Raw genomic sequence first — 25,155 nt, forward strand, 5'->3', positions numbered from 1 at the left:
TCTAGAATTTGGCACTACGTTCCGAAATATGGAACTAACGGTATCATCATGAGCGCCCTGACCAACGCCATCGACATCCTTCGCTGCTTTTCGACGACGCGGCCCGACCTTTCCTTCGCCGACGTACAGGTCCTGACCGGGAAGCCGAAGAGCTCGACTTCACGCCTGCTCCGCTCGCTGCGCGACTGCGGCTTGCTCGAGCAGGACCCGCATTCCCGCCGCTATCGGCCCGGCCTGCTCACCTTCGAGCTCGGCCGCCTGCACCGCGCCCACGACGACCTGCTCGCCATCGCCGAGCGCGAGCTGCGCGACGTTTGCGCGCGCACCGGCCACACCGGCTACATCGCGGTGCTCGACGGCTATCAGCAGGTCGTGCTGCGCATCGTGCCCGGCTCCAACCCGCTGCGCGTCGTCAACCCGCCGGGCCAGCGCACGCCCGCGATCGTCACCTCCAATGGCCGCGCCATGCTGGCGCGCCTGTCGGATCAAGAGATCCGCGCGCGCGTGCCGCTCGACTATCCCAAGGTCCCGGCCAACTCGCCGCAGAACTTCAATGAGCTGATGGCGCGCCTCAACGAGATCCGGCGCACCGGCATCTCGGACGCCGCCGATGAGGCCATCGAAGGCGTGGGCTCGCAGGGCTTTGCGCTGTCGAGCGGCGAGAGCGGCGAGCTGATCGGCATCGCCGTCTCCTATTCGGTGCAGGCCACGACCGAGATCGAGCGCGCCAATGTCCGCCGCGAGCTCAACGCAATGGCCACGAAGCTGCGGCGCATGACCGGCGACCCGCTGGGCCAGACCATCGAGCAGTTGGCCGGGCTGGCTTCCTGATGCCGACGACCAGTGCGCCGCGCGTCAACAGCCTTGGGCTGTTGATCCTGCCAAGCGCGCTGCTGTTCGCGTTGTTCTTCTTCCTGCCGATCGGCCTGATGGCTGTCATGAGCGTGCTGACGGGAAATCCCGTCGTCATGCCGAATGTCGGCTTCACCACCAAGCATTATGCCCGCATGGGCAACGACAGCTACTATCTCGAGGTGATCTGGACCACGCTCCGGATCGGCCTGTGGACGACGCTGGTCGCGCTCGCGATCGGCTATCCGCTGGCGCATTGGATGGCGCGGATCAAGAGCCGCACCGGCCATGCCTTGCTGCTGATGGCGGTGCTGGCGCCGATGCTGACCGGCATCGTCGTGCGCACCTTCGCCTGGATGACGCTCTTGTCCGACAAGGGCGTGATCAACCAGACGCTGACGTCGCTCGGGCTGATCACAAAGCCCTTGCAGCTGATGTACAACGAGACCGGCATCGTCATTGGCCTCGTCCACATCTACGTGCCCTTCATGGTGCTGACCCTGACGGGCGTGATCGGCCGCATCGACGAGCGGCTGGAGCAGGCGGCCGAAAATCTCGGCGCGAGCCCCTGGCGCGCCTTCCTCGAAGTCACCCTGCCGCTCAGCCTGCCCGGCATCCTCGCCGGCTCGCTCTTGGTGTTTGCGCTCGCGATCAGCGCCTATGTCACGCCGATCCTGCTCGGCGGCTTCCAGATCATGACCCTGCCGATCCTGATCTACCAGCAGATCTCGGCGAACTTCAACGTCGGCTTCGCGGCGGCGCTCGGCATGGTGCTTCTCGTGATCTCGCTTTCGCTGGTCATCGCCTATAATCACGTGCTCGGCCTCGTCTCCGGCCAGCGCGAGCTGCAGTGAGGCGGGCGATGACGGGTCTCGTTTCCCCGCAGCAAACACCGCTGGCTCGTCCGATCGAGCTTGCGGCAGCGTCCGCCCAGCGCAGCCCAGCGACGTCGCGGCGATGGGGACGCCGATTGTATCTGGCGGCGAACATCGCGGTCCTGATCTTCCTGCTGGCGCCGATCGCGATCGTGATCGTGTTCGCTCTCAACCCCACGCCGTTCATCCAGTTTCCGCCGGTCGGCGTCTCGCTGCGCTGGTTCGAGAAGTTCTTCGCCTCGCGCGACTTCATGCACGCGCTGCTGTTCAGCCTCGAGGTCGCGGCGATGACGACGGTGGCGGCCACCGTGCTCGGCGCGTCCGCGGCGCTCGCCATTGCCCGTGGCAACCTGCCCGGCTCGCGGCTGATCGTCGCGACCATGCTGTCGCCCTTGATGCTGCCGGCGATCCTCACCGGCCTCGCTTTGTTCCAGTCCTACGTGCTGCTCGATGTCGGCCGTCCCGTCTGGGGCCTCGTCGCCGGGCACACGCTGGTGACGATCCCCTACGTCGTCCGCACCACGCTCGCCGTGTTGCATCATTTCGACGTGCGATTGGAGGAAGCCGCGCAGAACCTCGGCGCCAGCCCGACCAGGACGTTCTTCGAAGTGACGCTGCCTCTGGTCAAGCCCGGCGTGATGGCCGGCGGGATCTTCGCCTTCATCGTCTCGTTCGACCAGTTTCCGGTCTCGCTGTTCCTGGTCGCGCCCGGCAGCGAGACCCTGCCGATCACGCTGTTCAACTACCTCAAATTCGATCTCGACGGCACCATCGGCGCCGCCTCGGTCGTCTCGATCCTGCTCTCCTTCATCGTCGTCATCGCGCTCGACCGCACCGTGGGCCTGCGCTCCACCGTCAAACTCTAACGGAGATTTCTGGCATGACCGCCTCATCGCGTCGCTTCCCCCTGAGCCGCCGGCGCCTGCTGACCGCGGCGGCCTCGCTCAGTGCCGGCGTTATCGCGGCGCCCTATGTCGCGAGCGCCGAGGAGCCGGTGCTGAACATCACCGGCTGGGGCGGCAAATGGGGCGACGTGATGAAGGCCGAAATCGGCCCGGCCTTCGAGGCCGAGTTCAAGTGCAAGCTCAAGACCGACACCGCGCTGCCGTTCCTGCCGAAGCTGCAGGCGAGCTCGCGCTCGGCGCCGATCTACGACGTGCTGCACACCAACTCCAACGAGCAGTGGGCGGCCGTGGAGATGGGCCTCGTCGAGCCCAAGGTCGATCCGAAGCTCGTGCCCAACATGGCGGACGTCTATCCCTACGCCGTCAGCGACAAGATCGTCGGCGTCTGCATCTTCACCAGCGCGATCGGCCTGGGGATGCGCACCGACAAGGGCTATTCCAACATCTCCTCCTGGAAGGAGCTGTGGGACGCGAAGTACAACGGCATGCGCGGGGGCTACGTCATCCCGGTCAACAGCCTCGGCCAGGCCTTCCTGATGATGTGCGGCACGCTCTTCGGCAAGGGCCAGACCGATCTCGACGCCGCCTATGCGGCACTTGAGAAGCTGAAGCCGATCAAGCTCGTCGATTTCACCGGCGCGATGGAGAAGCTGTTCCTGTCCGGCGAGGTCGGACTGGGCGTCATCCACGACTCCGGCATCTATCGCTACGACGGCCAGAACCAGCCGATCGATTTCATCACGCCGAGCGAGGGCGTGCTGTCGCTGGAGCAGGTGCTCAGCATCACGCCCGGCAGCAAGATGAAGGAGCTCGCCAATGCCTACATCAACTACATGCTGCGGCCCGAGGTTCAAAAGCGCCTCGCCGAGACCGTGTGGTATTCGCCGGCGAACAAGAAGGTGAAGCTCGACGCCAAGTATGACGTCAAGCTTCTGACCACGCCGGAGAAAGTCAGCAAGCTGATCCAGGTCGACTGGAAGTGGTACAACGCGCAGAAGGACGAGATCGACAGCCGGGTGAACCGGATTTTCCGCGCATGAGCGCTGCCATCGAGATCGCCTCGGTCAGCAAGATCTATGACGGCGGCGTGCGCGCCGTCGACGCTGTGGCCATGGACATCCGGCCGGGCGAGTTCTTCTCGCTGCTGGGTCCCTCCGGCTGCGGCAAGACCACGACATTGCGCATGATCGCGGGCTTCGACAGCCCGAGCACCGGCGAGATCCGTCTCGACGGTGCCGATATCACCCATGTGCCCGCGCACAAGCGCGACATGGCCATGGTGTTCCAGAACTACGCGCTGTTTCCCCACCGGACGGTGGCCGAGAACGTCGCCTTCGGCCTGCGCATGCGCAAGGTCGACAAGGCCACGATCGCCGCCAAGGTGAAGGCGGCGCTGGCGATGGTCGAGCTGTCTGGGATGGAGGATCGCCGGCCGGCGCAGCTCTCTGGCGGCCAGCAGCAGCGCGTCGCGCTCGCCCGCGCCATCGTCATCTCGCCGCGCGTTCTCTTGTGCGACGAGCCGCTCGGCGCGCTCGACAAGAAGCTGCGGCAGCAGATGCAGTTCGAACTGAAGCAATTGCAGAAGAACCTCGGCGTCACGCTGGTCTTCGTCACTCACGACCAGGAAGAAGCGCTGGCGATGTCCGACCGCATCGCGGTGATGAATGCCGGCCGCGTCGAGCAGATCGGCACGCCCGTTGAGATCTACGACCAGCCGCGGACGCGCTTCGTCGCCGACTTCATCGGCGATACCAACATCTTCCGCGGCCAGCGCGTGACCATGGACCATGGCGCAGGCATCGCGGTCGGCAACAGTCTCGCGCTGGCGCTGCCCCGGCCGGTCGCCGCTGCGGAAGGCGAAGTTGTCTCGGTCGCCCTGCGCCCCGAAAAGATCACCATCGCGGCAGCCGATCAGCCGGAGAGCAGAAACAGCGGCACGTCGGCGCGCGGTACGGTCGAGAGCACCAACTTCCTCGGCGGCGCCGTGCTCTACCGCATCGTGCTCGACGGCGGCCAGCGCGTGCTGGCGCAGCAGCCGAATTCCGGAGCCGTCCCTCTCCATAGGCCAGGCCAGGCCGTCGCGCTCGGCTGGCGGCCGGCCGATCTCGTCATTCTCGAGGATTGATATTTTGAACGTCATGCTTTCAGCCCCGCCCCCAGACCACGTCACGCCACGGCGCATGGGCGTCGTCGTCATTGGACAGAGCCCGCGCCCGACAATGCAGGCCGAGATCGCCGCGGTGCTGTCGCACGGCATCATGATCGAGCTGCGCGGCGCGCTCGACGGCATGAGCCGGGCCGAGATTGATGCGATTCCGCCGGTCGATGGCGCCGACGCGCTGTTCACCTTGCTGCCGAACGGCGACGATGTGCGGCTCAGCAAGAAGGCCGTTGAAGCCCGCGCCAATGCGCAGCTCGCAAGGTTTCGACAAGAAGGCATCGACGTCGCGATGCTCGCCTGCACCGGCAAGTTTCCCAACCTCGCGCCCGAAGGCCTCGTCGTCCTGCCGTCGGCCGTTCTGCACAAGATGGTCGAGGCTGTGCTGCCGAAGGGCCGGCTCGGCGTGTTCTCGCCGCTGCAGGAGCAGACCGCCCTGATCGCCGGGAAGTGGCAGCGTGAGGGCGTCGAGGTCGTCGGTGTCACGCTGCAGCCGGGCTCGGATGACGCCGCCGTCGACGCCGCGGCGCGCGAGATGGCGGCCCAGCAGCCCGACCTCGTCGTGCTCGACTGCATGAGCTATTCCAGCGCTAACAAGGCCCGCGTGCGTCGGCATTATCCGGGCCCCGTGATCCTGTCGATCGCAGCGGCCGCGCGCGTGGTCGAGGAGCTGGTGTCGTGAGCGAAATCGAGATGAAGACGATCAGCCTCGACGACATCGAGGCGCTGGCGGTCGGCGCCTGGATTCTCGGCACCGGCGGCGGCGGCAGTCCCTATCTCGGCCTGCTCAATCTGCGTCGTTTGTATGCGGAAGGGCATCGCGTGCAGTTGATGTCGCCGCTCGATCTCGGCGACGACGACTGGGTCGCGGTGGTCTCCAACATGGGCGCGCCGCTGGTCGGCCAGGAGCGCCTCGCCGACAGCCGCAGCATCGCGCGCGCGGTGCGGATGCAGGAAGAGATCAACAACATCAAGTTTCGCGCCGTGATGTCGGTCGAGATCGGCGGCGGCAACGGCATGCAGGCGCTGATGGCGGCTGCGCATCTGAACATCCCTGTCGTCGACGCCGACTGCATGGGTCGCGCCTTTCCCGAGGCGCAGATGACGTCGGTGGCGATCGGCGACCTCAAACCGTATCCGTGCACGCTGTATGATCCGCGCGGCATCGAGGCCGTCGTGACTAAGGTGCCGTCGTGGAAGTGGATGGAGCGCGCCAGCCGCAAGATCTGCGTCGAGATGGGCTCGATCGCCTCGACCAGCAAGGCGCCGCGCACCGGGCGCGAGGTCAAGGACTGGGGCATCCATTTCACGACGACGAAGGCGATCGCGATCGGCCGCGCCGTGAACGCCGCCAACAAGAACCACCAGGATCCGATCGCGGCGATCCTGGATTGCGAGGGCGGCCAGCGCCTGTTCACCGGCAAGATCGTCGATGTCGAGCGCCGCACCACCGAGGGTTTCCTCCGCGGCTCTGCCGTCATCGAGGGCAGCGACGCCGATCGCGGCACGCAGCTCAAGCTGTCGTTCCAGAACGAGTGGATCGTGGCCTGGCGCGATGATCAGGCGATCGCGATGTCGCCCGACCTGATCTGCGTGCTCGACAGCGTCAACGGTCACGGCATCGGCACCGAGACCGTGCGCTACGGCCAGCGCGTCACCGTGATTGCCCTGCCCGCGCCCGCGGTGCTGACCAGCCCGCGCGGCCTCGATTTCGTCGGCCCCCGCGCCTTCGGTTACGACCTCGATTTCCGGTCGCTGTTTGCGATCGCTGGAGCCTAATGAATGAAGCGGATTGGTATTGACGTCGGTGGCACCAACACCGACGCCGTCTTGATTGCCGACGACAAGGTTGTTCATTCCGTCAAGGCCGCCACCACCGCCGACGTCACCTCCGGCATTCTCGCGGCGTTGAAGGCGCTGCGCGACAATCCCGCAGCGGCCGTGCCGGTCGATGCGGTCGTGATTGGCACCACGCATTTCATCAATGCGGTGGTGCAGCGGCGGCATCTGCACAAGATCGGCGCCATCAGGATCGGCATGCCCGCCTCCGCCTCGCTGCCGCCGTTCTGCGACTGGCCGGCGGATCTTGCCGAGCTCGTCAGCGGCGAGACGTTCATGCTGGAGGGCGGCCATGACTATGACGGTCGTCCCTTCATGCCGCTCGACACCGACGGCCTCAAGGCCGCCGCGCGCGCGATCAAGGACAAGGGTCTGCGCTCGGTCGCGGTCGCCTCGTCGTTCTCGCCGCTCGATCCGAGCTGCGAGATCACGGCGCGGGAGATCTTCGCCGAGATCTGCCCTGAGGTCGCGGTCACGCTGTCGCACGACCTCGGCCGCATCGGCCTGTTGGAGCGCGAGAACGCCGCGCTGCTGAACGCTGCCCTCCACGACCTCGCCGTCACCACCGTCGCTGCCTTCCGCAAGGCGATCGCGGACTCCGGCATCGATGCGCCGCTGTTCCTGACGCAGAACGACGGCACCGTGATGCAGGCGGAGATCGCGACCGCGTTTCCGGTCATGAGCTTCGCCTCCGGCGCCACCAATTCGATGCGCGGCGCCGCGTATCTCTCCGGCCTCGACGACGCCATGGTCGTCGATGTCGGCGGCACCACCTCCGACATCGGCCAGCTCCGCCACGGCTTTCCGCGCGAGGCCAATGCCGTGGTCGAGGTCGGCGGCGTGCGCACCTTGTTCCGCATGCCCGACCTGCTCTCGATCGGCCTCGGCGGCGGCAGCCACGTCGCGCGCGAGCCTATCAGCGTCGGCCCGGTCAGCGTCGGATATCGGCTGACATCCGAGGCGCTGGTGTTCGGCGGCGACCAGCTCACCGCGACCGACATCGCGGTCGCCGCCGGGCTGATCGACATCGGCGACCGCGCGCGCGTCGCGCATCTGCCGAAAGCCCTGATCGACGCCGCGCTCGCCGATGCCCATCGCCAGCTCGAAGGCGACATCGACCGCATGAAGACCGAGGCCGGCGACGTGCCGCTGCTCGCGGTTGGCGGCGGCGCCTTCCTGGTGCCGGAGCGGCTCGCCGGCATTTCGAACATCGTTCGCGTGCCGCATGGCGATTGCGCCAACGCGGTCGGCGCGGCCATCGCCCAAGTCTCAGGCGAGGCCGACCAGGTGTTCCGCGACCTGACCCGCGACGAGGCCATTGCGGCGGCCCGCGGCATCGCCGAGGACCGCGCGGTGCAGGCCGGCGCCGAGCGCGGCACGCTCAAGACGGTGGACGTCGAGGACATGCCGATCGCCTACCTCCCCGGCAACGCGCTCCGCGTCCGCGTCCGTGTCGCCGGCGCCATCGCCGAGCCCAGCATCGGCGCCGCGGCGTAGTTGGGTCGCATCGGTGTTCTGCTCTTCATGAGCACCTGAACCCCTCACCCGGATCGCATCTTGCGATGCGATCCGACCTCTCCCTTCGGGAGAGGTGGTCGTCGAACACGCTCACCGGGTCAAGCCTCACGATCCGACCTCACACAAGCTCCGCGACCCTGATCACGCCCGCCTCCGCGCCTTCGGCCTTGGCGGCGGCCATCGAGCCGCCGAGGTCGATGCCGCGGCAGGCGCTGTCGATCACGATCGCCTCGAAGCCGAGCCGGCGCGCATCGACGGCCGAATAGTGCACGCAGAAATCGGTCGCGAGCCCTGTCAGAAAAACCCGCTTCAAGCCGCGCTCGCGCAAATAGCCGGCGAGCCCGGTCGGCGTGGTCTTGTCGTTCTCGAAGAATGCCGAATAGGAATCGATGCTGCCGCGAAACCCCTTGCGGATGATCATCTGCGCCTTGTCGGTCGAAAGCCCTGGATGAAACGCCGCGCCCGGCGTGCCCTGGATGCAGTGATCCGGCCACAGGGTCTGCGGCCCATAGGGCATCGTGACGCTCTCGAACGGCGCCTTGCCGGGATGGCTGGAGGCGAACGAGCTGTGTCCCGCCGGATGCCAGTCCTGGGTCAGCACGATATGATCGAACATCGCGCTCAGCCGGTTGATCACTGGCACCACGGCGTCGCCGTCGGCGACCGCGAGCGCGCCGCCCGGACAAAAATCGTTCTGCACATCGATGATGAGGAGCACATCCTCGTTGGTCTTGATCTGCATCCCTGTTTGTACCCCTGTCACAAAGCTCCGCCCAGGATGGCCCCGGCCCGCGGTAATCTCAAGCCGCAAGCGCCGCCCCCTCTGACAGAACCCAGCCCTTCCATTTTGGAATCCCTGCCCTGCAGGCGGAGCCTGGAAACGCCGGAGGATTCATGGATTCTCCATGGCTGGAGAGAGCCGATGCCGGTCCAAACCGGCTACATAGGTGACAGAACAAACCGACGACATGGGTGACAGGTTGAGGTGATCGGCAGGAGGACTTGCCGATGGGCTGGAAGGAAACCTGCGCTGTGGACGAACGGATGCGTTTTGTGTTGGCAGTTGAAGCGGGAGAGAAGTCGTTTGCGGCACTCTGTCGGGAGTTCGGGATCAGCCGGCAGCAGGGCTACAAGTGGTGGCACCGCTACCAGGAGGAGGGTTTGGAGGGTCTGTTCGACAGGTCCCGAGCGCCTTTGCATCACCCCCAAGCAATCTCGGGGAAGATCGCCGAGCTCTGCCTCGAAGTCCGACGGGCTCATCCGACCTGGGGACCAGCGAAGGTACGCGCCTTTCTCAAGCGGAAGCGGCCCAGCACGACATGGCCCGCGGCCAGCACGATCGGAGCGCTGTTTGACCGCGAGGGTCTCACGGTGAAGCGGAAGATTCGTCGCCGCAGCCCTCCTTCGAGCTTTCCATTTGCCGATTGCGAGCAAGCCAACGATGTCTGGTGCATCGACTTCAAGGGCTGGTTTCTGACTGCGGATGGCACCCGTTGCGAACCGCTCACGCTGACGGACGCAGAGAGCCGCTGTCTGCTGCGGTGCCTGCCGTTGCAGCGTACCGACGGTGAGCATGTCTGGCCCGTGCTGGATGCGGCATTCCGCGAATTTGGCCTGCCGCTGCGGATGCGATCGGACAATGGCGCACCCTTCGCATCACAGGGTGCGGGCGGGTTGTCGCGGCTATCGGTGAAGCTGATCAAGGCCGGCGTCACACCGGAGCGCATCACGCCCGGCAAGCCGCAGCAGAACGGCCGCCACGAACGTATGCACCTGACGTTGTTGCAGGACACCGCGAAGCCGCCGGCCCGAACGTTGCGCGAGCAGATCAAGCGCTTTCAGAGCTTCCAGCGCATCTTCAACGAAGAACGGCCGCACGAGGCTCTCGACAACGCAACGCCAGCCGAGCGCTATCGTCCCTCGCCGCGCGCCTATCATGGCGTGCTGCGCTCACCCGAATACGAAGCGGACAGGGATGTCCGGCGTGTTCGCCACAATGGCGAGATCAGGTGGGGCGGCGAAACGATCTACATCAACCAGGCGCTCGCGGGTGAGCCGGTCGGCCTCTTGGAAACCGAGACGGGCTGGACTGTGAGCTATGGACCCGTCCTGCTCGGTACCATCGATCCAAAGAAGCACCTGCTCAGGCCGCCGAAGCGAAAGCGCCGTGGACTTGTGGACAACGCTACGCGTTGCCCACAGGGTCCACAGCGGCAAACGCAGCAAAAACCACAACAATTGAAGATCTGAACAAAACGAGAATTGTGTCAACTATGTCGTCGGTCAGATCTGTCACCTATGTCCCCGGTTGCTCATGCCACCTGTCCATCCGCGCCGCCAAGCGAGCCCAAATCTCGAACGCTGGGCGATCAGCATCCTGCGCGACGCCGGCGCGATCAGCGAATGCGAGGAGCATGGCTGGATGCGCGAGCGCGGCGATCCCCATGCCGTTGCCCGCGCGCGTCGCGCCGCCAGCGACGATCCGCCGCGCGGCGTCTTCAGTTCTGAGGCGCTCGCTGCGATCGAGGACGTCCTCGGCGCGATCGGCGACAGCTGTCCCGACTGTCCGACGCCAGACGAACCGGAAGATTTGCCGCGATTCAAATAAGTGATTCCGCCACGGCCCGAAGATGTCCTAGCCTGAATATTCAACCGGGAGACGTCGTCGTGCTGAAACGTCCTGCCCAATGGCTCATCCGTAAGCCTTGTCCGACCTGCGGCCGTCCGCTCGCAATCCGTGAGCGGCAGCACGATGCGATCTCGGACGGAAAGGCGGATGTCGGACTCGGCGCGACAGCCAGGCCGCGTGAGCCGATCTGTCCGGTCTGCGACGGGCCTGATCCGCTGCATTCGCCGAAGGCGCTCGGCTGGGCCAGGGGATCGCTCCGGCCGCCGCAGCGGCCGAAGCCGAACTGACGATCCTAACGCGCGAGCTTGCGCTCGACCTTCTTGCGGCTGTTGCCGACCTTCTTGACCGCCTTCTTCACGGCCGATGCCGAACGACCGGTCTTCTTGGCCTCGTAACGCACCTCGTAGTCCTGACCGCTTGCGACGCGGGCGCGATCCTGCTTGCGTCCGCGTGCCGATTTTTCCGCAGACTTGGCGGTCGAGGTCTTCTTCTTTGCTGCCATGGTGCATCTCCTTGTCAGCGCGCAACGCGCAACGCGGCGAAGCAGTTCCGCTGACAGCAAACATCGCAGCGATCACCCCAGGTCGAACTTGACGCCCTGCGCCAGCGGCAGGCTGCGTCCGTAGTTCACGGTGTTGGTGGCGCGGCGCATATAGGCCTTCCACGAATCCGAGCCTGACTCGCGGCCGCCGCCGGTCTCCTTCTCGCCGCCGAACGCACCGCCGATCTCGGCGCCGGACGGCCCGATATTGACGTTGGCGATGCCGCAATCCGAGCCGCGCGATGAGACGAACAGCTCGGCCTCGCGCAGATCGTTGGTGAAGATCGACGAGGACAGGCCCTGCGGCACCGCGTTGTGCAGCTCGATCGCGGCATCGAGGTCGCGATACGGCATCACGTAGAGAATGGGCGCGAAGGTCTCGCGCTCGACCGGCCCCGCTTGCGTGGCGATCTCGACCAGCGCCGGCCGCACGTAATAGGCCTCGTCGAGACCGCCGACGCTGATGCGCTCGCCGCCGAAAACACGGCCGCCGTGATCCTTCGCGGCGCTCAGGGCATCCTGCATGGCATCATAGGCGCCACGATCGATCAGCGGGCCGATCAAGGTGCCCTGCTCCAGCGGATTGCCGATCGCAACCGACGCGTAAGCCTGCTTCAGCCGCGGCACCAACTGCTCATAGACGTCGGCGTGCACGAACAGCCGGCGCAGGCTGGTGCAGCGCTGGCCGGCGGTGCCCATGGCCGCAAAAGCGACCGCGCGCAGGGTGAGATCGAGATCGGCCGTGGGCGTCACGATCGCAGCATTGTTGCCGCCGAGCTCGAGGATGGCGCGGGCAAAACGGCCGGCGAGGCAGGCGCCGACGACGCGGCCCATCGCGGTCGAGCCCGTCGCCGACACCAGCGGCACGCGTGCATCGTCGACCAGCATCTCGCCGACGGCCCGGCCGCCGAGCAGCAGCCCGGAAAGTCCCTCCGGCGCCTCACCGCCCTCGCGGCGGAAGCGGGCGATGGCCCGCGCCAGCAGCGCGTCGGTCGCGAGCGCCGTCAGCGGCGTCTTCTCCGACGGCTTCCAGACGACGCTGTTGCCGCACACCAGCGCGATCGCAGCGTTCCAGGCCCAGACCGCGACCGGAAAATTGAACGCCGAGATGACGCCGGTCACACCGAGGGGATGCCAGGTCTCCATCATGCGGTGCTCGGCACGCTCGGTCGCGATCGTCAGGCCATAGAGCTGACGCGACAGGCCGACGGCGAAATCACAGATGTCGATCATCTCCTGGACCTCGCCGAGGCCCTCGGAGACGATCTTGCCGGCCTCGATCGACACCAGCCGGCCGAGCGCCGCCTTGTTGGCGCGCAGCTCCTCACCGAGCAGCCGCACCAGCTCGCCGCGCTTCGGCGCCGGCAACAGCCGCCACTGCAAGAAGGCGGCATGGGCGCGGGCGATCACGGCGGTCGCGTCCGCGCTGGCGTCGTCATGGACTTGCGCCAGCACCTCGCCGGTGATCGGAGAGCGCGCGGCACGCGTCCCGCCGCGCAGTCGCTCCGGCGCAACGCCGAGCGAGGTCAGGATCCCGGTCGTTTCCGCAGCGAGGGTGAGAGGCGAGGCTTGGCTGGACATATGCAACTCCGGATTTGTCCTTCAGCGCCGGTGCGCGCGAGACGTCATGAACGGTCCATCGTGAACGCCTCCGTGTAGATCAAATCCGGCCGCGGCGCGAGCACCCGGCGCTGGGCAATCGGCCACCGGCTGCCCGCCTTTCGGATGGCGATCGGGTCTCCTGGCCTTGATCGGAAGCGGCGCTTGGCGCCGAATGCTCGCTCTGCCGTGTCGGTCGAGCTTTCGGACGCGGCAGTGTGATCCCGCGACGCCATGCGCCCGGGGGATGCAGATCGACAGCCCCTCGGAGGATCACGAGGGCGCAGGGAATGCCGGGCGCTGGCCGCAACCCATGGCCCGCCTGCAGCAAAAAAGCAGGCGGCAGTCACCACAGGTTCAGCCGAACTCCGGCATTCCCTGCGCGATGGTCTTCACGCTTATATCGTGATCTCCTCGGTGTACGGCTCTTTAGCCACCGTCGCCGTCGGGATCATCGCCCGACAGCTTGGCGCCAGCGTCGCGGCGCCAGGACCACACGACTTCGCGTCCGCCAACTGCCGTTCGTCCGCGCACGGATATGCGCTGCGGCAAGCCAGCGGCCATCGCCTCCCCGCCTCACATGTCGTGACGATCGCGATACGCCCCTCGTGGCGAAGCAGGATGGAGGCAGTAGAGCACATTTTCTGGAAAAGCGAAAGCGAAATCTTCATGATCGCCGCCATTTGCCGCCTTGGCCACCACCCGCTAGGCTTGCAGTCCGATGCCCCTGCCATGATCAGGAAATCGGCCATGTCCTTGCCCGTCGTTCGCGTGTCCATCCTGCGATGTCCGCCCGACAAGTTCGCAACCATGCAGGCCATGAACGTCGCGACGATCGCAACACGAGCCTCACCGGCTCAGCCACCTGCGTATCACCACGTGCGGCAGAGCTGCGTCTTCCAAATTCGTACCGAGAGCTGTGGGACGAACGCGAATGACTGCACCCCGGCCGTTCGACGCCATGAACGGAATCCAAGCCGCGGCTTGCACAATCTTCGATCAGACATTCATGACAGGCTGCAGCCTTCGGCGCCACGAGCGGCGAGGGACAACCCGCTCCAGCAAACGCGCTGTCAATAACGCCACCCCTCGATAACGACAAATCGCGCGCGCCTGCCGACGTGTCGTGCTAGAACGCGGTCCTCGATAACTACAGAGGTCCACGGTGGATATTAGACAAGACGATCCCACGGCGCCGTATGTTGCTCCCCTGTTGGCACATCACCTGGCAGAACTGCAGAGCGTCATGGGCGAGCATGCGCAAGCGCTCGATGCCAGCGGCCTTTCGGCAGCAAGCGTGACGTTCTGGACAGCCTGGCAGGGCCAGACACTGCTTGGATTTGGTGCGCTGAAGCAGCTCGATGAAGCACATGGCGAAGTGAAATCGATGCGCGCTGCCCCCGCTGCACGGCGCACCGGCGTCGGTCGCGCGCTTCTGCAGCATATCGTCGCCGAAGCTCGCAAGCGGAAATATGCAAGACTCAGCCTGGAGACCGGGACTGCGGAGCTGCATGCCCCTGCCGTCGCACTGTACCGCAGCGTCGGCTTCGTCTCCTGCGAGCCGTTCGCCAGCTATCAGGCCAGCCCGCACAACCAGTTCTTGACCCTCCGCCTGGCCGATTGAGCAACTTGTGCCTGCAGGCGTCTGCCATCGGCGGACGCCTGCGGCATGGGCCGGAGCCAGACCACGATGAAAGAAGACGAGGACAACCGAGCGCGATAGACAACGGTTGCCCTCGACAGCGTCAAAGGTCAGTCTTTCGTAAACGCGACGACCAACACATCACGGTAGGCGACGGATTTCTTCTTGTTGATGATCTGGATCGGGCTCACCCCATGCTTGGTGGCATTGTCATCGCCGATCACGATGTCGCCGGGCATCTCAAGCGTGACCCGGGTCAGCTCTTTCTCCTCGGCGTCAGTCACGGTTGTTACACCACCATCGACGTTACATTTCCGCACTAAGAATGAGCAAATGTAGTCGACGCCGTCGCGATGCAGCCCCTCGGGGCTAGGCTCCCCAGCGCCCTCGGTTGCGACAATACGGTAGGGATGCAGCTTGATGTTCCAAGCTCTGTGACCAGAAGCCGCACTATAGCTGCTCCCCAGCCAACGCATCAGCCCCTGGAAGAAGGCGTTCTTCAGGAACCGATCCTCGATCGGTTCGAAGTACCGCAAGAAGCCTCCATTCAGCTTATTTATCATCGCAGACTGTTCGTAGGGGGCGTGGGGGAGCAGAGTCATTTCCCCGCTATTCCCATCATAGCGAAGCTGGCTGTACCGGCGAAAGCGGTATGTGCCACCGTCGCGCATATACTCGTCGAGCAGGAGATCATCCCAACATCCGGCGAATTCGTGCCAGCTCTGCGGGTCGTAAAAGTCCCAATCTTTGAAGTTCGTTGGGCCTTGGCCCGTCCAGTAACCCGCCCCTACCAATGCATCAATAAGCGGAGAGGCAGCGGTTTTGGTGTTCATAGCAGCCAACATCAGGCGACACTTTCCACGACAGAAGGACGGTTGTTGAGTTCGAGAGAAACGTCTGAATAGTTCCGCAAGAAGTCGGCGCGGGAGCGCGTACCACGTTCCCGGGCCTTGTCGATTTCCCAAGCGTCGCGGTCCGTAATGTACAGGGGCTTTTCAGCGCGAATTGAGCTCGGCAGGCAGGACTGATAATCGACATCGAAGCGAACGGCGCCGGTTACACGTTTCGCGAGCGACACGATACCTGCTTCCGCCGCCAGTTTTACGTCCGACTTCCATCGCCCTTCCACGGCTTCGAGCGTCCAGCTCCTCTCAAGGGCCTGTTTCAGAACAATGGAGTTCGCAGACAAAGTTGCAGTTTCGAGATGCCGAAGCGCCTTCATCAAGATGAACGCCGCCGGCGCTTCGCGCACTTCAAGAACCTTTTCACCTTCGTCGAGGTGCTCCAGTCCGAGAAACCGGCCGAAGCCGTAGGATCCGACGAGCTCATTGAGCCGAGCGATTGCATCGGCAAAAGCCACCGATTGCCCGTCGATCTCGACAAGCTCGCCTTGCTCAATACCGAGAGTGATCGAGCACGGCGCGAGGCCGTCTCGACGTCGCGACCACGTGAATGCTTCTTCGGGCAACTTGAAGTTCTCGGGATTGTCCAACGGCCCCGACTCGAACTCCCTGCACCAGATGTTCGCATCGCCGCTTAACTTTCGACCGGTGTAATAGGCGAGGCCGTAACGCGCCAACGACCTCGCCTTGTCTTCGCGCGACAGAGCACTGTATTCGTAAGGACTGCCAAAGAGCCCCGAATAGGGTTCGGCCGCAATGGCCGTATTCAGACGGCGCAAGCTGTTTTGCGACTGGTTGGCCGTGTGCAACACGGCCACCGCGTCGCGTTCAAGCGCTGCGCTGACCGCACGCTGCGCGATCAAGGGACGCGCAAGCGACGAGCTCACAGGAAATATATCGAGATATTTCGCGTGCGCTTTAAGTGCAGGTTTCACGTACCGATCCGCAAACTCGACTCTACCGTCTTGGATCAGAAGCTCCGCACCAAATCGCTTGGCAGTCCTCTCTAGCGTCTCGACCTCGACTCCCTCGCCGAGATCGACACAAAGCGCAGTCACATTGGTGAATCCCGCCTCAAACATGAAGGACAGTAGATACGAGCTGTCGAGACCGCCACTAAACAAGGTTACGATTGGTGCTGCCTTGTCTGGAATGGAGCGCAGATCGTCGAAGCATCGTATCTTTCGAATTGCCATATCGATCGTCTTTCGTCTTGCCCCGGTGTGCCGCTGCCGCATATCGGGATTTCCATCTAGATTCTAAATTCGCTGATCGAGTCCTGCGAAGCTCCCTAGGCACGCATTCTCCTTCACCTCCGATAGCCTCTGGTGAGATGATGCCATGAGTGCGCGAGACAACGCCAAGAAGACCGCCGCAGGATCCTTAGGCGTCGCTCCATATCGAGTTGTAGGGCTCTCATCGGCCAATCCGCGAGCGCCGCGATCATCTACTTTAGGGTGCACCTTAACGCAAGCGCACCTCATCAAAAAAAACGACGAAGGGAATCGAATTGAAATAATTAATCGTAACACCCGACATGCGTGACAAACTCAGCAATACGCTGCACGCAGGACACACTGCAGACATATTAGTTGCTATCGACACAAACTGGTCTATAGACCGGACGGAAATAGGAACGGGTTGCAATAGTGAACCATTTCAACATCTCGATGATAAGCCGACGGTTCACGATATTGTGCGCAATGAGCAGAGATCTCATCGCGAGTATGGCGGTAACTATGCTCGTCCATGTTTTCTGTCGGACCGTGCGCGCGTGATGCTCAAGCGTAATGCTTACATTGCCGCATTCTGTGCAGCCGTTCTTTTTGGAGGCAATTTTGTTGCCGTACGAATCGCTCTTGACTACTTCGATCCATATCTGTTGACGACATTGCGCTTTGCTCTCATTGCCGCGCTGGTTCCTTTTGTCGGCTGGCCCGACGTGTCTGCGCGTACGCTGATCACGTACACGATCGGCTCTGGCATCGGACAGTACCTGCTCTCCACCTTTGCAATTCAGCTGGGCTTGTCACCCGGGCTCGCAGCGTTGCTGCTCCAATTCCAGGTCTTCATCTCTCTGGCTCTTGGCTTCCTGTTCTTGGGCGAAAAGGTGCGCGCGACCACCATTTTGGGAAGCGTGATGGGCATAGCTGGTCTTGTCGGCGTGCTGGCTGCCGGCGGAAGACAGGCGCCGATGGTTGCGAGCTTCGTATGCTTGCTATCGGCCGCGGGCTGGGCCGTGGCGAACATGACCTTGAAGCAAACGTCTGAGCGAGTTATCCGTTTGCAGAGCGCGAGCGCGTTGATCTGTCTCCCTGCCGTGTGGGCCGCCCGCACGTTGATGCTGCCGGAGGCCCCGCAGGTCGCAGAGGCGCTGACGCGAGCGCCGCTCGTTGGCTGGCTGGCCGTCGCCTATGTCGCGATTGCATCATTCGTCGTGGCACAGATATTGTGGGCACGAGCCATTGCGTCGATTGGGCTAGCGTCCACCTCCCCTGTCGCACTCTTGATCCCCGTATTCGGCGTTGCGCTGGCTGCGCTCCTACTGGGAGAGCACCTGAATGCACGCGTCCTGATGTCCGCCGCTATCGTTCTCGCGGGCGTCGGCATGCATGTGGTGCCGATCGCCTTGAGACCCTCGAAGGATCCAATCTCGCAATCATGACGCGAGCCTGGTCCGCGTATAGCGCAAGAACGTCGTTAGAGCCGCCACCGCGCTACTGTCGGATGCGTGGCAGCCTGCACCACGTCATTTTGCGACAGTCTTGAAGGCAACGCAGACCGCGGCGGCGGAGAAGAATGCCATCCCCGAGCCCTTCGCTCAGAAGCCGCTGACGGGAATGCGCCGCGGTCGAGAGGCAGCTCGTCCTGACGAACGCCCAATCATGAACTACGCGACCTTGTGGCAACTTGGGGCAGCGCAGCCTTTATCATCGCGACGATCGCAACGTGAGCCTCACCGGCTCAGGCGCTTGCGCATCACGACGTGCGGCAGGCCGGCGTCTTCGAACGACGCCCCTTCCTCATCATACCCGAGCCGCCGGTAGAATTCGCATGCCGAAAGCTGTGCGCTGAGGACGATTTCCTCGACGCCGCGTTGACGTGCGACAGCCGCAGCGAACTGCATCAACTCCCGTCCGAGCCCCTGCTTCCGCGCTGATGCCGCCACCGCCATTCGGCCGATCTTTGCGGTGGCGCCATTGGCCAGCATGCGCAAGGTCGCGATGACGCGGCCATTGCAGACAGTTGCAAGATGCAGGGCGGTCTCATCGTGAACGTCGATTTCCATATGTTCCGGAACTCCCTGTTCGACCACAAACACACTGTGGCGTAACGCATAGACCTCCGGCATCAGTGGGTCTGACGCTTGGATTTCGACAATCGTTCTCATGCCCTCTCCCGGATGTAACACGTTTATGAGCATGGGCGCGGGGCCGCTCCTCGATGTTCTCCAATGCGGTCTCACGAAGGAGAAGCGTCGGAGGATTACCGCCGTCGCGCTCATTGTCCGGCCCTTTGCTCACGGCTTCTTGCCGGACAATTGGAAATGGGCGGCGAGTGAGGGCGCGACCTCCGGACTGTGATGTTGATCCATTCGGACGGCAAGACAATGGAGCGTCGCTTGACCAAAGTCTGGACGCCGCTCTATGCTGATTTATCACATCCTGCGGTAGAGATCATCAAATCAGAGCTAAAGCGGCTGGCATGGAAGTGTCCTTGACATGCGATTGATCATGCTTTTGGCCCTGATGGGCGCAATGCTCGCTTCGACCGCGGCCGAGGCCACCGATTGGCGGAGCCGGCGCATCTGCGAGACCCTGGTTCAGCACAACTATTTCGCGGATCTCCGCGCGTGCAGGGTCGCACAGCACGAGGTGTTTCTGACAGTCTGCCGGTTGCGGCAGGAGAAGGGCTTGAAGCAGTCGAACGCCTGCCGGAGATCGCACGCCTAGAGTGGCCGACGGATAGCAAAACGACGCTGGGTCGGATACGGTCTTGATGACGTACCGTAGCGTCCGCCAGAGGCGATCACCGGCTTCGCTGCCTTGATGGGGCTCCGCTCTGGCGTCTCTCTGCGATGAGGAAAACTGACCATGTCATTGCCGGTCGTTCGCGTCTCCATCCTGCGATGCTCACCCGACAAGTTCGCGACCTTGCGGGCCATGATGATCGAGGCCGATCCGATCTTGCGGCCGGGGATCGAAGCGATGAGCGGGCTGCTCGCCTATTATGCCGGCGCCGATGAGGCGACGTCGTCATTGAGCAATGTTAGCGTCTGGACCGATCTTGCCGCCGCCAAGCAGATGGACACGTTCCGACCGATGATCGAACTTGGGCAGAAGTTCGCCGCGGCCGGCGCCGTCTTTGAACGCCCGATCATGAACTACGCGACCTTGTGGCAACTGGCGCCGGACAAGGCGTGATCGCTAGGACGTCGCCGGCAAGTCTATCGTCCCTCATCGGAGATGCGAAAATGCATCAGCGAGGTTGCCGCTCTGCGACAGGCGCTGTCAGACGAGAGCACGCCGCGATTTATGGAGTTGATCCATGACGCAAGTGGTCGTGATCAGCGGGGGCGGCACGGGGATCGGGCTTGCGACGGCGCGAAGCTTTGCGAGGCGCGGGGCTCAAATCGTGATCATTGGCCGCCGCGCAGGCGTGCTCGAAGCCGCAGCCGCGTCGATGGCCGCGGAGCAGCCGGAGGCGCCGGCGCCGCTGGCGATCACCGCCGACCTCGCCGATGTGGGCGAGGTCGAAGCCGTGCGAACGACGCTGGAGCAGCGGTTCGCAGCCGTCGACGTGCTCGTGAATGCCGCTGGCGGCCATGTGGCGCGGCGCGCCCCCGCCGGCACCTATGAGGACGGTCTGGCGGGCGTGGCGCGGCGCTGGATCGACAATCTTCGTGTCAATACGCTCACGGCCGTGCTGCTCACCGAAGCGCTCGTTCCGCGCCTGCGTGCGCCGGGCGGCCGGATCATCTTCGTCAGCTCGATCGCGGCCTATCGCGGATCGGGCGAAGGGTCTTACGGCGCATCCAAGGCCGCCCTGCACCCCTACTCCGCCGACCTTGCCAAGCTGCTTGGACCGCGCGGCATCACGGTAAACGTCGTCGCGCCCGGCTACGTCGCCGACACGGAATTCTTCGGCGCGGCGGTGAGCGAGGCGCAGTTGAAAGCGAGGATCGACGAGACAATGAATGGGCGCGCAGGCACGCCCGCCGACATCGCGGCGACGATCGGCTGGCTCGCCTCGGCGGAAGCCGCGCATGTCACGGCGCAGATCATTCAGGTGAATGGCGGAGCCGAGCGCGGGCGCTAAGATCGGAGGTTTCCTCCTTCGTCTCCGACCCGCCAAACTGCGGTCAAAGTTGCGATGCCGCCGTCACCACCCGCTCAGCAAGCTCCTCGATCGGACGTTCGCCGTCGAGGCGCAGCACAGGACATGGCAGCGTGGCCAGCCACGTCTCGTGCTTCGCCCGCGTGCGGCTGACGCTGTCGCCCTCGTCGTAAGCGGCGGCCCAGGCGACGAAGTCTTCGGTGTCGCGATGGCGTGCGCCGCCGGGTGCAACGGCGGCAGCACCGTAGCGCGTGGCTTCGCGAGCCCGGACGCGCTGCAGCCGGAGCTCCTTGGCGATGGTGATGAAGATGACGAGGTCGAACTGGGAGATCAGCGGATCACCCCAGCCCGCCAAGGATCCGCTCAGCACCCATCCGGGACGCGGCACGAACATCTCGGCCATCAGCCGCAGCCGCTCGGACGCCGGCCGCATCTCGACATAGGGCGGATCGGTGGGCTTCCAGAAGTAGTCGTCCGTGTCGTGATGCGGGATGGCGAGCACTGACGCAACGCGGCGGCCGAGCGTGGTGGTCCCGGAGCCGGAGGCGCCGGTGATGTGAATGCGACGGGGCAAGGCGATCACCGCTTAACGGCCGGTCGTGGCCAGCCGGGATTTTGATGAAGCTGCGTCCATGTTACCGTGCTCGCTCGTTGGTCGGCAACCGAGGAGCCTGATCATGGTCGCCCTCCCGAACGCGCTCAGCCGCTCGCTTTGGCAGTCGATCCTGCGCGAAGCCCGGTCGAGCGCGGCTGCCGATCCCGTGTTCGGCCGGGCCGTGTCGGCAGCAATCCTCGACCATCCCGATCTCGGCAGCATGATCGCGCACCAGATCGGCGCACGGCTGGCCAGGCATGATGCCGAGCGGACGCGTCTCGCCCGCATCGCGCGTGACGCGCAGCATGCTGCGCCGGCGCTGATCGACGCCGCGGCGGATGATCTTCGCGCGATCGCGGAGCGCGATCCCGCCACCACGGCATTGCTGCCGCCGCTGCTGAACTACAAGGGATATGTCGCGCTGCAGGCCTATCGCGTCTCGCATTGGCTGTGGACGAACGACAGGCCCGATCTGGCGCTGCTGCTGCAGGCGGAGTCCTCCACATCTCTCCAGGTGAGCATCCATCCCTCGGCCCGGCTTGGAGCCGCTGTTTTCCTCGACCATGCCACCGGCATCGTCATCGGTGCGTATGCGGATGTCGGCGATGACGTCACCATCCTGCAGAACGTCACGATCGGACGGCAGGATGCGCTGCCCGGCCGCGCGCCGCGGATCGGCCGGGGGGTGCTGATCTCCTCGGGCGCGACGATCCTGGGCGACGTCGCGATCGGCGACTCCGCCAAGATCGGCGCCGACGCGCTGGTCACCCGTGATGTGCCGGCCGGCTGCACCGCCGTCGGCACGCCGGCGCGACTGACGAACTGCCCGCAGACGCTTGCACCCGGGATCTAAGCTCCCGGCGGCGCCGATGAAAGCGATCCGCGCGACAGATCCCGGTGCTCGTCCGCCCTGGGCGGCCGTGAGCGGATGACGGAGGTTGCGGCCGTCCACCTTACACTTGGTCGGTTCCGCGAGGCAGCGTCAGACCTTTGGCGCAATCGGCACCGTATTATACCGAATTGCGCGGATGAACTGATCCGACGATTGATCTCGTGAGTTGTGGGATCGTGATGTCAGACGTGTCGAAGACCAACAATAGCCGTCTCAGCGGCAATCGGACCGATCCGCCCCCATGCCGGAGCTGCGGTCAGCCCGCGGGGCCTCTGCTGAGCATCCTGAACCCGCGCACGGGAGACGCGGAGCGCATGTTCAGATGCACCGCCTGCGGAATTCTGAACTGGATGGAACCCGGCCGATAAGCGCTGATCGCTCAGCGCGAGTCCCTTCGCCGCCCTTCACGTTTGCATGCTGTCGGAGCCGCCTCGCACGATCCGCACCGGCGGAACCCCCACGATCTCGAAGGTCGACGAGGCGATCTCGATCCGGTTGGCCTGGAGCTCGGCCAGGATCTCGCGGCTGATGGCGTCCTTCAGGCGGCGGACCGACAAGGCATCGGCCAGGAAGCGCAAGGTCAGCTCGATCCAATTGTCGGTGAGGCGGATGAAGACGACGGGATCGACCTCGGCGCTGCGGACGAAATAGCGCGCATGCATCTGCGCCAGAGCCTCCGCGCCGAGCCGCGCCTGCGTCGCCGCATGCCTCTCGGCCGCCGCGAGCAGGATCGCTTCGGCCTTGGCGCGATCGGCCTTGTAGCCGATCGGAATGCGGATCTCCTCCCAGATGAAGGGAAAGTCGCGCGTGTAGTTGTAGATCGGCTCGTCGAAGATCTTGTCGTTGGTGACGGTGACGATGCGCCCGGTGAACTGGCGGCTGCGCACCCACACCGCGGGCTCGGCCGATTGCACGTCCGGCGGCTCGCCCATCTCCATGATGGTGGTCTGGATGAAGCCGAGCGCGATGACGTCACCGCGCACGCCGCCCATGGTGATGCGGTCGCCGACCGAGAAGGTGCGCCCGCGCAGGATCACGAGATAGCCGGCAATCGAGGTGATCACCTTCTGCAGCGCGAACGCAAGGCCCGCGGTGATCAGACCCGCCGCCGTGGTCAGCCGCGCCGGATCATCGAACCACACCGACAGCACGCTGAGGATCAGCAGAACGGCAATCGCAAGACTCGTCGCCTGATGGCTCCAGAACGCGGCGCGCTCATGGTGGCGCTGCAGGAAGAGCGAGATCACAAGCGTGGCTGCGCGGCGCAGCAGCAGTGCGGCGAACACCAGTACCACGGTCAGAATGAGCTTCTTGCCGTTCTCGGCATTGAGGCCGATCAGCGGCACGCCAAGCAGATCCATGTCGTTCCGGTCCGTTCCTCACGCAATGACACTCGGCGAACACAAAATCCGCTCGCAGGCCGGCGTTCCAACGCGATACGGCGGTCGGCCCCGGAACGGCTCAGGATGCGCCGAGGTTCGACAGCGAGAACGCGACCAGCAATCCGAGCACGACGAGGCTGCCGGTGAGATTCCGGTCGCCTTTCACGGCCTCGGGGATCATGGTGTTCACCACCATCGTCAGCAGCGCGCCTGCGGCGACGGCGTTGACCGCGGCGACGAGTTGTGGCGGCGCGCCGCCGAAGGCCGCGGCGCCGATCGCGGAGGCGAGCGCAGAGAGCACGACGATCGCAGCCCACAGGCCGAAGATGTAGCTCCTGCTGCGCCCCGCGGCCTTCATGCCGAGCGCGCTCGACAGCCCCTCGGGCAGGTTCGACAGGAAGATCGCCGCGAGCATCGCGAGGCTGACGCCCTGGCCGGCGAGCAGACCGAGGCCGAGCACGATGCTTTCGGGAATGCCGTCGAGCAGCGAGCCGATCGCGATCACGAGGCCGCCGCCTTGCGCCGCGCTCTGCTGCTCGCCCTCTCCGGACTGCTTGCGATGATGCGCGCCGTTGCGCGACACCAGCCAATCGGCCAGCGCATAGGCGATCGAGCCTGTGATCGCGCCGCCGACGATCGGCCAGATGCCGCCTTCCTGAAAGCCGTCCTCGAGCAGGTCGTAGGCGACGGCCGAGATCAGCACACCGCAACCGAACGACATGATGCCTGCGGTCGCCCAGCGCGGCAGCTTGACGATGTAAGCGAGCGCCGCGCCGACGAGCAGCGAGGATGCGCCGAGCAGGCCCCACAGGCCCGCGGACAACCAGACCGGCATGGATTCCGCCTCGGATGCACGCAGATGACGCGAGGAGAACGGCGCGCACCGCGAGGCGTTCCGAGGAAGCCGCTCGACCCGAAAACACGAGAGCCGCACGAGGGCGGCTCTGATTGTCTGAGCTGTCGGCGCGATCAGGCCGCGGCGCTTGCGGGCATGGCGCTGACGCGCGGCTTGGCCTGGGCGAGATGCGCCTTCCAGGCCTCCAGCGCGACCACGAAGGAGGTGATCGCCCAGAACACTGGATACTCATAGCCCCCGGTGTTCCAGGTCCAGCCAAAGCCCTTCACGACCTGCAGCGCGTAGACGGCGAACAGCAGCAGCGCGGTGGCGCCGAGGGCGGCGAAGCGGGTGCAGATGCCGAGCACCAGCGCGATTCCGGCGGCGCTTTCGGAGGCGGCAGCGATCACAACCCAGACCTCCGGCGGGTGGAAGCCGGCCTTGGCGAAGAAGCCGGCAGTTGCAGCAGACACTGTGCCGGCGGCGAATTTTCCGGCAACGTGCGGAAACAGAAACAATCCGCAGATGATGCGAAGAATGTTCTGGCCATTCGATAAATCAAAATTGTCCGCCTTGATGCGGAAGTCGTCCTTGCTGAGCCACATGACTCGATCTCCTTTCCGTTGACGGCAATGTTCCGGAAAGGAGAGCCGC

The 25,155-nt window shown here is 64.6% G+C and carries 26 protein-coding genes and 1 pseudogene; 16 read left to right on the forward strand and 11 right to left on the reverse strand.

Annotation, left to right across the window (positions count from 1 at the left end):
• The first annotated feature begins 48 nt into the window (after positions 1-48).
• Genes ACVILH_RS32235 through ACVILH_RS32270 form a run of 8 tightly spaced genes read left to right on the forward strand, consistent with a single transcriptional unit; the run spans position 49 to position 8,126 of the window.
• On the forward strand, positions 49-831 hold the full coding sequence (locus ACVILH_RS32235) for an IclR family transcriptional regulator (RefSeq protein ID WP_456716496.1): 783 nt from the start codon (positions 49-51) through the stop codon (positions 829-831).
• On the forward strand, positions 831-1,706 hold the full coding sequence (locus tag ACVILH_RS32240) for an ABC transporter permease (protein WP_456716497.1): 876 nt from the start codon (positions 831-833) through the stop codon (positions 1,704-1,706). Before ACVILH_RS32235 ends, ACVILH_RS32240 begins: the two co-directional genes overlap by 1 nt.
• Positions 1,707-1,714: 8 nt before the next feature.
• Complete coding sequence (locus ACVILH_RS32245; RefSeq protein WP_456716498.1) at positions 1,715-2,593, forward strand: ABC transporter permease; 879 nt, start codon at positions 1,715-1,717, stop codon at positions 2,591-2,593.
• Positions 2,594-2,607: 14 nt separating this feature from the next.
• Positions 2,608-3,672 (forward strand): ABC transporter substrate-binding protein, encoded by a 1,065-nt coding sequence (locus ACVILH_RS32250; protein WP_456716499.1) that lies wholly within the window; start codon positions 2,608-2,610, stop codon positions 3,670-3,672.
• The gene (locus ACVILH_RS32255; protein WP_456716500.1) at positions 3,669-4,757 is read left to right on the forward strand and encodes an ABC transporter ATP-binding protein; all 1,089 of its coding nucleotides are present in this window, start codon (positions 3,669-3,671) and stop codon (positions 4,755-4,757) included. The genes ACVILH_RS32250 and ACVILH_RS32255 overlap by 4 nt, the downstream gene beginning before the upstream one ends.
• 13 nt (positions 4,758-4,770) lie before the next feature.
• Complete coding sequence (locus ACVILH_RS32260) at positions 4,771-5,472, forward strand: AroM family protein (protein ID WP_456716501.1); 702 nt, start codon at positions 4,771-4,773, stop codon at positions 5,470-5,472.
• Positions 5,469-6,569, forward strand: coding sequence for a DUF917 domain-containing protein (locus ACVILH_RS32265; RefSeq protein WP_456716502.1), 1,101 nt, complete (start codon positions 5,469-5,471; stop codon positions 6,567-6,569). Before ACVILH_RS32260 ends, ACVILH_RS32265 begins: the two co-directional genes overlap by 4 nt.
• A 3-nt stretch (positions 6,570-6,572) precedes the next feature.
• On the forward strand, positions 6,573-8,126 hold the full coding sequence (locus ACVILH_RS32270; RefSeq protein WP_456716503.1) for a hydantoinase/oxoprolinase N-terminal domain-containing protein: 1,554 nt from the start codon (positions 6,573-6,575) through the stop codon (positions 8,124-8,126).
• A 139-nt stretch (positions 8,127-8,265) separates the two neighbouring features.
• Here ACVILH_RS32270 and pncA read toward each other — a convergent pair whose 3' ends face one another.
• Entirely contained in the window at positions 8,266-8,889 is a 624-nt protein-coding gene (gene pncA, locus ACVILH_RS32275; RefSeq protein ID WP_456716504.1) for a bifunctional nicotinamidase/pyrazinamidase, read from the reverse strand.
• 266 nt (positions 8,890-9,155) lie between these two features.
• On the opposite strand from pncA, the pseudogene ACVILH_RS32280 reads away from it, so the two are divergent.
• The 3 genes and pseudogenes from ACVILH_RS32280 to ACVILH_RS32290 form a co-directional block, all read left to right on the forward strand.
• A pseudogene (locus ACVILH_RS32280) lies at positions 9,156-10,313 on the forward strand (helix-turn-helix domain-containing protein); the annotation flags it as partial.
• Positions 10,314-10,569: 256 nt separating this feature from the next.
• Entirely contained in the window at positions 10,570-10,755 is a 186-nt protein-coding gene (locus ACVILH_RS32285; protein ID WP_456716505.1) for a hypothetical protein, read from the forward strand.
• A gap of 59 nt (positions 10,756-10,814) precedes the next feature.
• Positions 10,815-11,063, forward strand: a complete 249-nt coding sequence (locus ACVILH_RS32290; RefSeq protein ID WP_456716506.1) for a hypothetical protein — start codon at positions 10,815-10,817, stop codon at positions 11,061-11,063.
• Between the two features lie 5 nt (positions 11,064-11,068).
• On the opposite strand, the gene ACVILH_RS32295 is transcribed toward ACVILH_RS32290, so the two are convergent.
• From ACVILH_RS32295 to ACVILH_RS32305, 3 genes are all read right to left on the reverse strand, one after another.
• Complete coding sequence (locus tag ACVILH_RS32295; RefSeq protein ID WP_456716507.1) at positions 11,069-11,278, reverse strand: DUF3606 domain-containing protein; 210 nt, start codon at positions 11,276-11,278, stop codon at positions 11,069-11,071.
• Between the two features lie 72 nt (positions 11,279-11,350).
• Positions 11,351-12,898 carry an L-piperidine-6-carboxylate dehydrogenase gene (gene amaB, locus ACVILH_RS32300; RefSeq protein ID WP_456716508.1) on the reverse strand — a complete coding sequence of 516 codons (1,548 nt, stop codon included), beginning with the start codon at positions 12,896-12,898 and terminating at the stop codon, positions 11,351-11,353.
• A gap of 416 nt (positions 12,899-13,314) precedes the next feature.
• A complete protein-coding gene (locus ACVILH_RS32305) occupies positions 13,315-13,695 on the reverse strand; it encodes a hypothetical protein (RefSeq protein ID WP_456716509.1) in 381 nt (126 codons plus the stop codon).
• A 467-nt stretch (positions 13,696-14,162) separates the two neighbouring features.
• On the opposite strand from ACVILH_RS32305, the gene ACVILH_RS32310 reads away from it, so the two are divergent.
• Positions 14,163-14,540 (forward strand): GNAT family N-acetyltransferase, encoded by a 378-nt coding sequence (locus ACVILH_RS32310; RefSeq protein WP_456716510.1) that lies wholly within the window; start codon positions 14,163-14,165, stop codon positions 14,538-14,540.
• A gap of 128 nt (positions 14,541-14,668) precedes the next feature.
• On the opposite strand, the gene ACVILH_RS32315 is transcribed toward ACVILH_RS32310, so the two are convergent.
• Entirely contained in the window at positions 14,669-15,391 is a 723-nt protein-coding gene (locus ACVILH_RS32315; protein WP_456716511.1) for a 2OG-Fe dioxygenase family protein, read from the reverse strand.
• Positions 15,392-15,402: 11 nt separating this feature from the next.
• Positions 15,403-16,698, reverse strand: a complete 1,296-nt coding sequence (locus tag ACVILH_RS32320; RefSeq protein ID WP_456716512.1) for an argininosuccinate synthase-related protein — start codon at positions 16,696-16,698, stop codon at positions 15,403-15,405.
• A 299-nt stretch (positions 16,699-16,997) separates the two neighbouring features.
• On the opposite strand from ACVILH_RS32320, the gene ACVILH_RS32325 reads away from it, so the two are divergent.
• Positions 16,998-18,125 (forward strand): DMT family transporter, encoded by a 1,128-nt coding sequence (locus tag ACVILH_RS32325; protein ID WP_456716513.1) that lies wholly within the window; start codon positions 16,998-17,000, stop codon positions 18,123-18,125.
• A gap of 291 nt (positions 18,126-18,416) precedes the next feature.
• Here the strand turns inward: ACVILH_RS32325 and ACVILH_RS32330 are convergent, their stop codons facing one another.
• Positions 18,417-18,851 carry a GNAT family N-acetyltransferase gene (locus ACVILH_RS32330; RefSeq protein WP_456716514.1) on the reverse strand — a complete coding sequence of 145 codons (435 nt, stop codon included), beginning with the start codon at positions 18,849-18,851 and terminating at the stop codon, positions 18,417-18,419.
• A 772-nt stretch (positions 18,852-19,623) separates the two neighbouring features.
• Here ACVILH_RS32330 and ACVILH_RS32335 point away from each other — a divergent pair.
• Both ACVILH_RS32335 and ACVILH_RS32340 read left to right on the forward strand, forming a co-directional pair.
• Positions 19,624-19,884, forward strand: a complete 261-nt coding sequence (locus ACVILH_RS32335; protein ID WP_456716515.1) for a hypothetical protein — start codon at positions 19,624-19,626, stop codon at positions 19,882-19,884.
• A 124-nt stretch (positions 19,885-20,008) separates the two neighbouring features.
• Positions 20,009-20,779, forward strand: coding sequence for an SDR family NAD(P)-dependent oxidoreductase (locus tag ACVILH_RS32340; protein WP_456716516.1), 771 nt, complete (start codon positions 20,009-20,011; stop codon positions 20,777-20,779).
• A 43-nt stretch (positions 20,780-20,822) separates the two neighbouring features.
• Here ACVILH_RS32340 and ACVILH_RS32345 read toward each other — a convergent pair whose 3' ends face one another.
• Positions 20,823-21,380: an ATP-binding protein gene (locus ACVILH_RS32345; RefSeq protein WP_456716517.1), complete on the reverse strand. Its 558-nt coding sequence runs from the start codon at positions 21,378-21,380 to the stop codon at positions 20,823-20,825.
• A gap of 94 nt (positions 21,381-21,474) precedes the next feature.
• Here ACVILH_RS32345 and epsC point away from each other — a divergent pair, with 94 nt between their 5' ends.
• Positions 21,475-22,245 (forward strand): serine O-acetyltransferase EpsC, encoded by a 771-nt coding sequence (gene epsC / locus ACVILH_RS32350; protein WP_456716518.1) that lies wholly within the window; start codon positions 21,475-21,477, stop codon positions 22,243-22,245.
• Positions 22,246-22,688: 443 nt separating this feature from the next.
• On the opposite strand, the gene ACVILH_RS32355 is transcribed toward epsC, so the two are convergent.
• The 3 genes from ACVILH_RS32355 to ACVILH_RS32365 all read right to left on the reverse strand — a co-directional run bounded on the left by ACVILH_RS32355 (position 22,689) and on the right by ACVILH_RS32365 (position 25,106).
• Positions 22,689-23,645 (reverse strand): mechanosensitive ion channel family protein, encoded by a 957-nt coding sequence (locus tag ACVILH_RS32355; RefSeq protein WP_456716519.1) that lies wholly within the window; start codon positions 23,643-23,645, stop codon positions 22,689-22,691.
• 100 nt (positions 23,646-23,745) lie between these two features.
• Positions 23,746-24,501 (reverse strand): ZIP family metal transporter, encoded by a 756-nt coding sequence (locus tag ACVILH_RS32360; protein ID WP_456716520.1) that lies wholly within the window; start codon positions 24,499-24,501, stop codon positions 23,746-23,748.
• Between the two features lie 134 nt (positions 24,502-24,635).
• A complete protein-coding gene (locus ACVILH_RS32365) occupies positions 24,636-25,106 on the reverse strand; it encodes a DoxX family protein (RefSeq protein ID WP_456716521.1) in 471 nt (156 codons plus the stop codon).
• Between the last annotated feature and the right edge of the window lie 49 nt (positions 25,107-25,155).

It is taken from the genome of Bradyrhizobium sp. USDA 4353 (assembly GCF_054063215.1).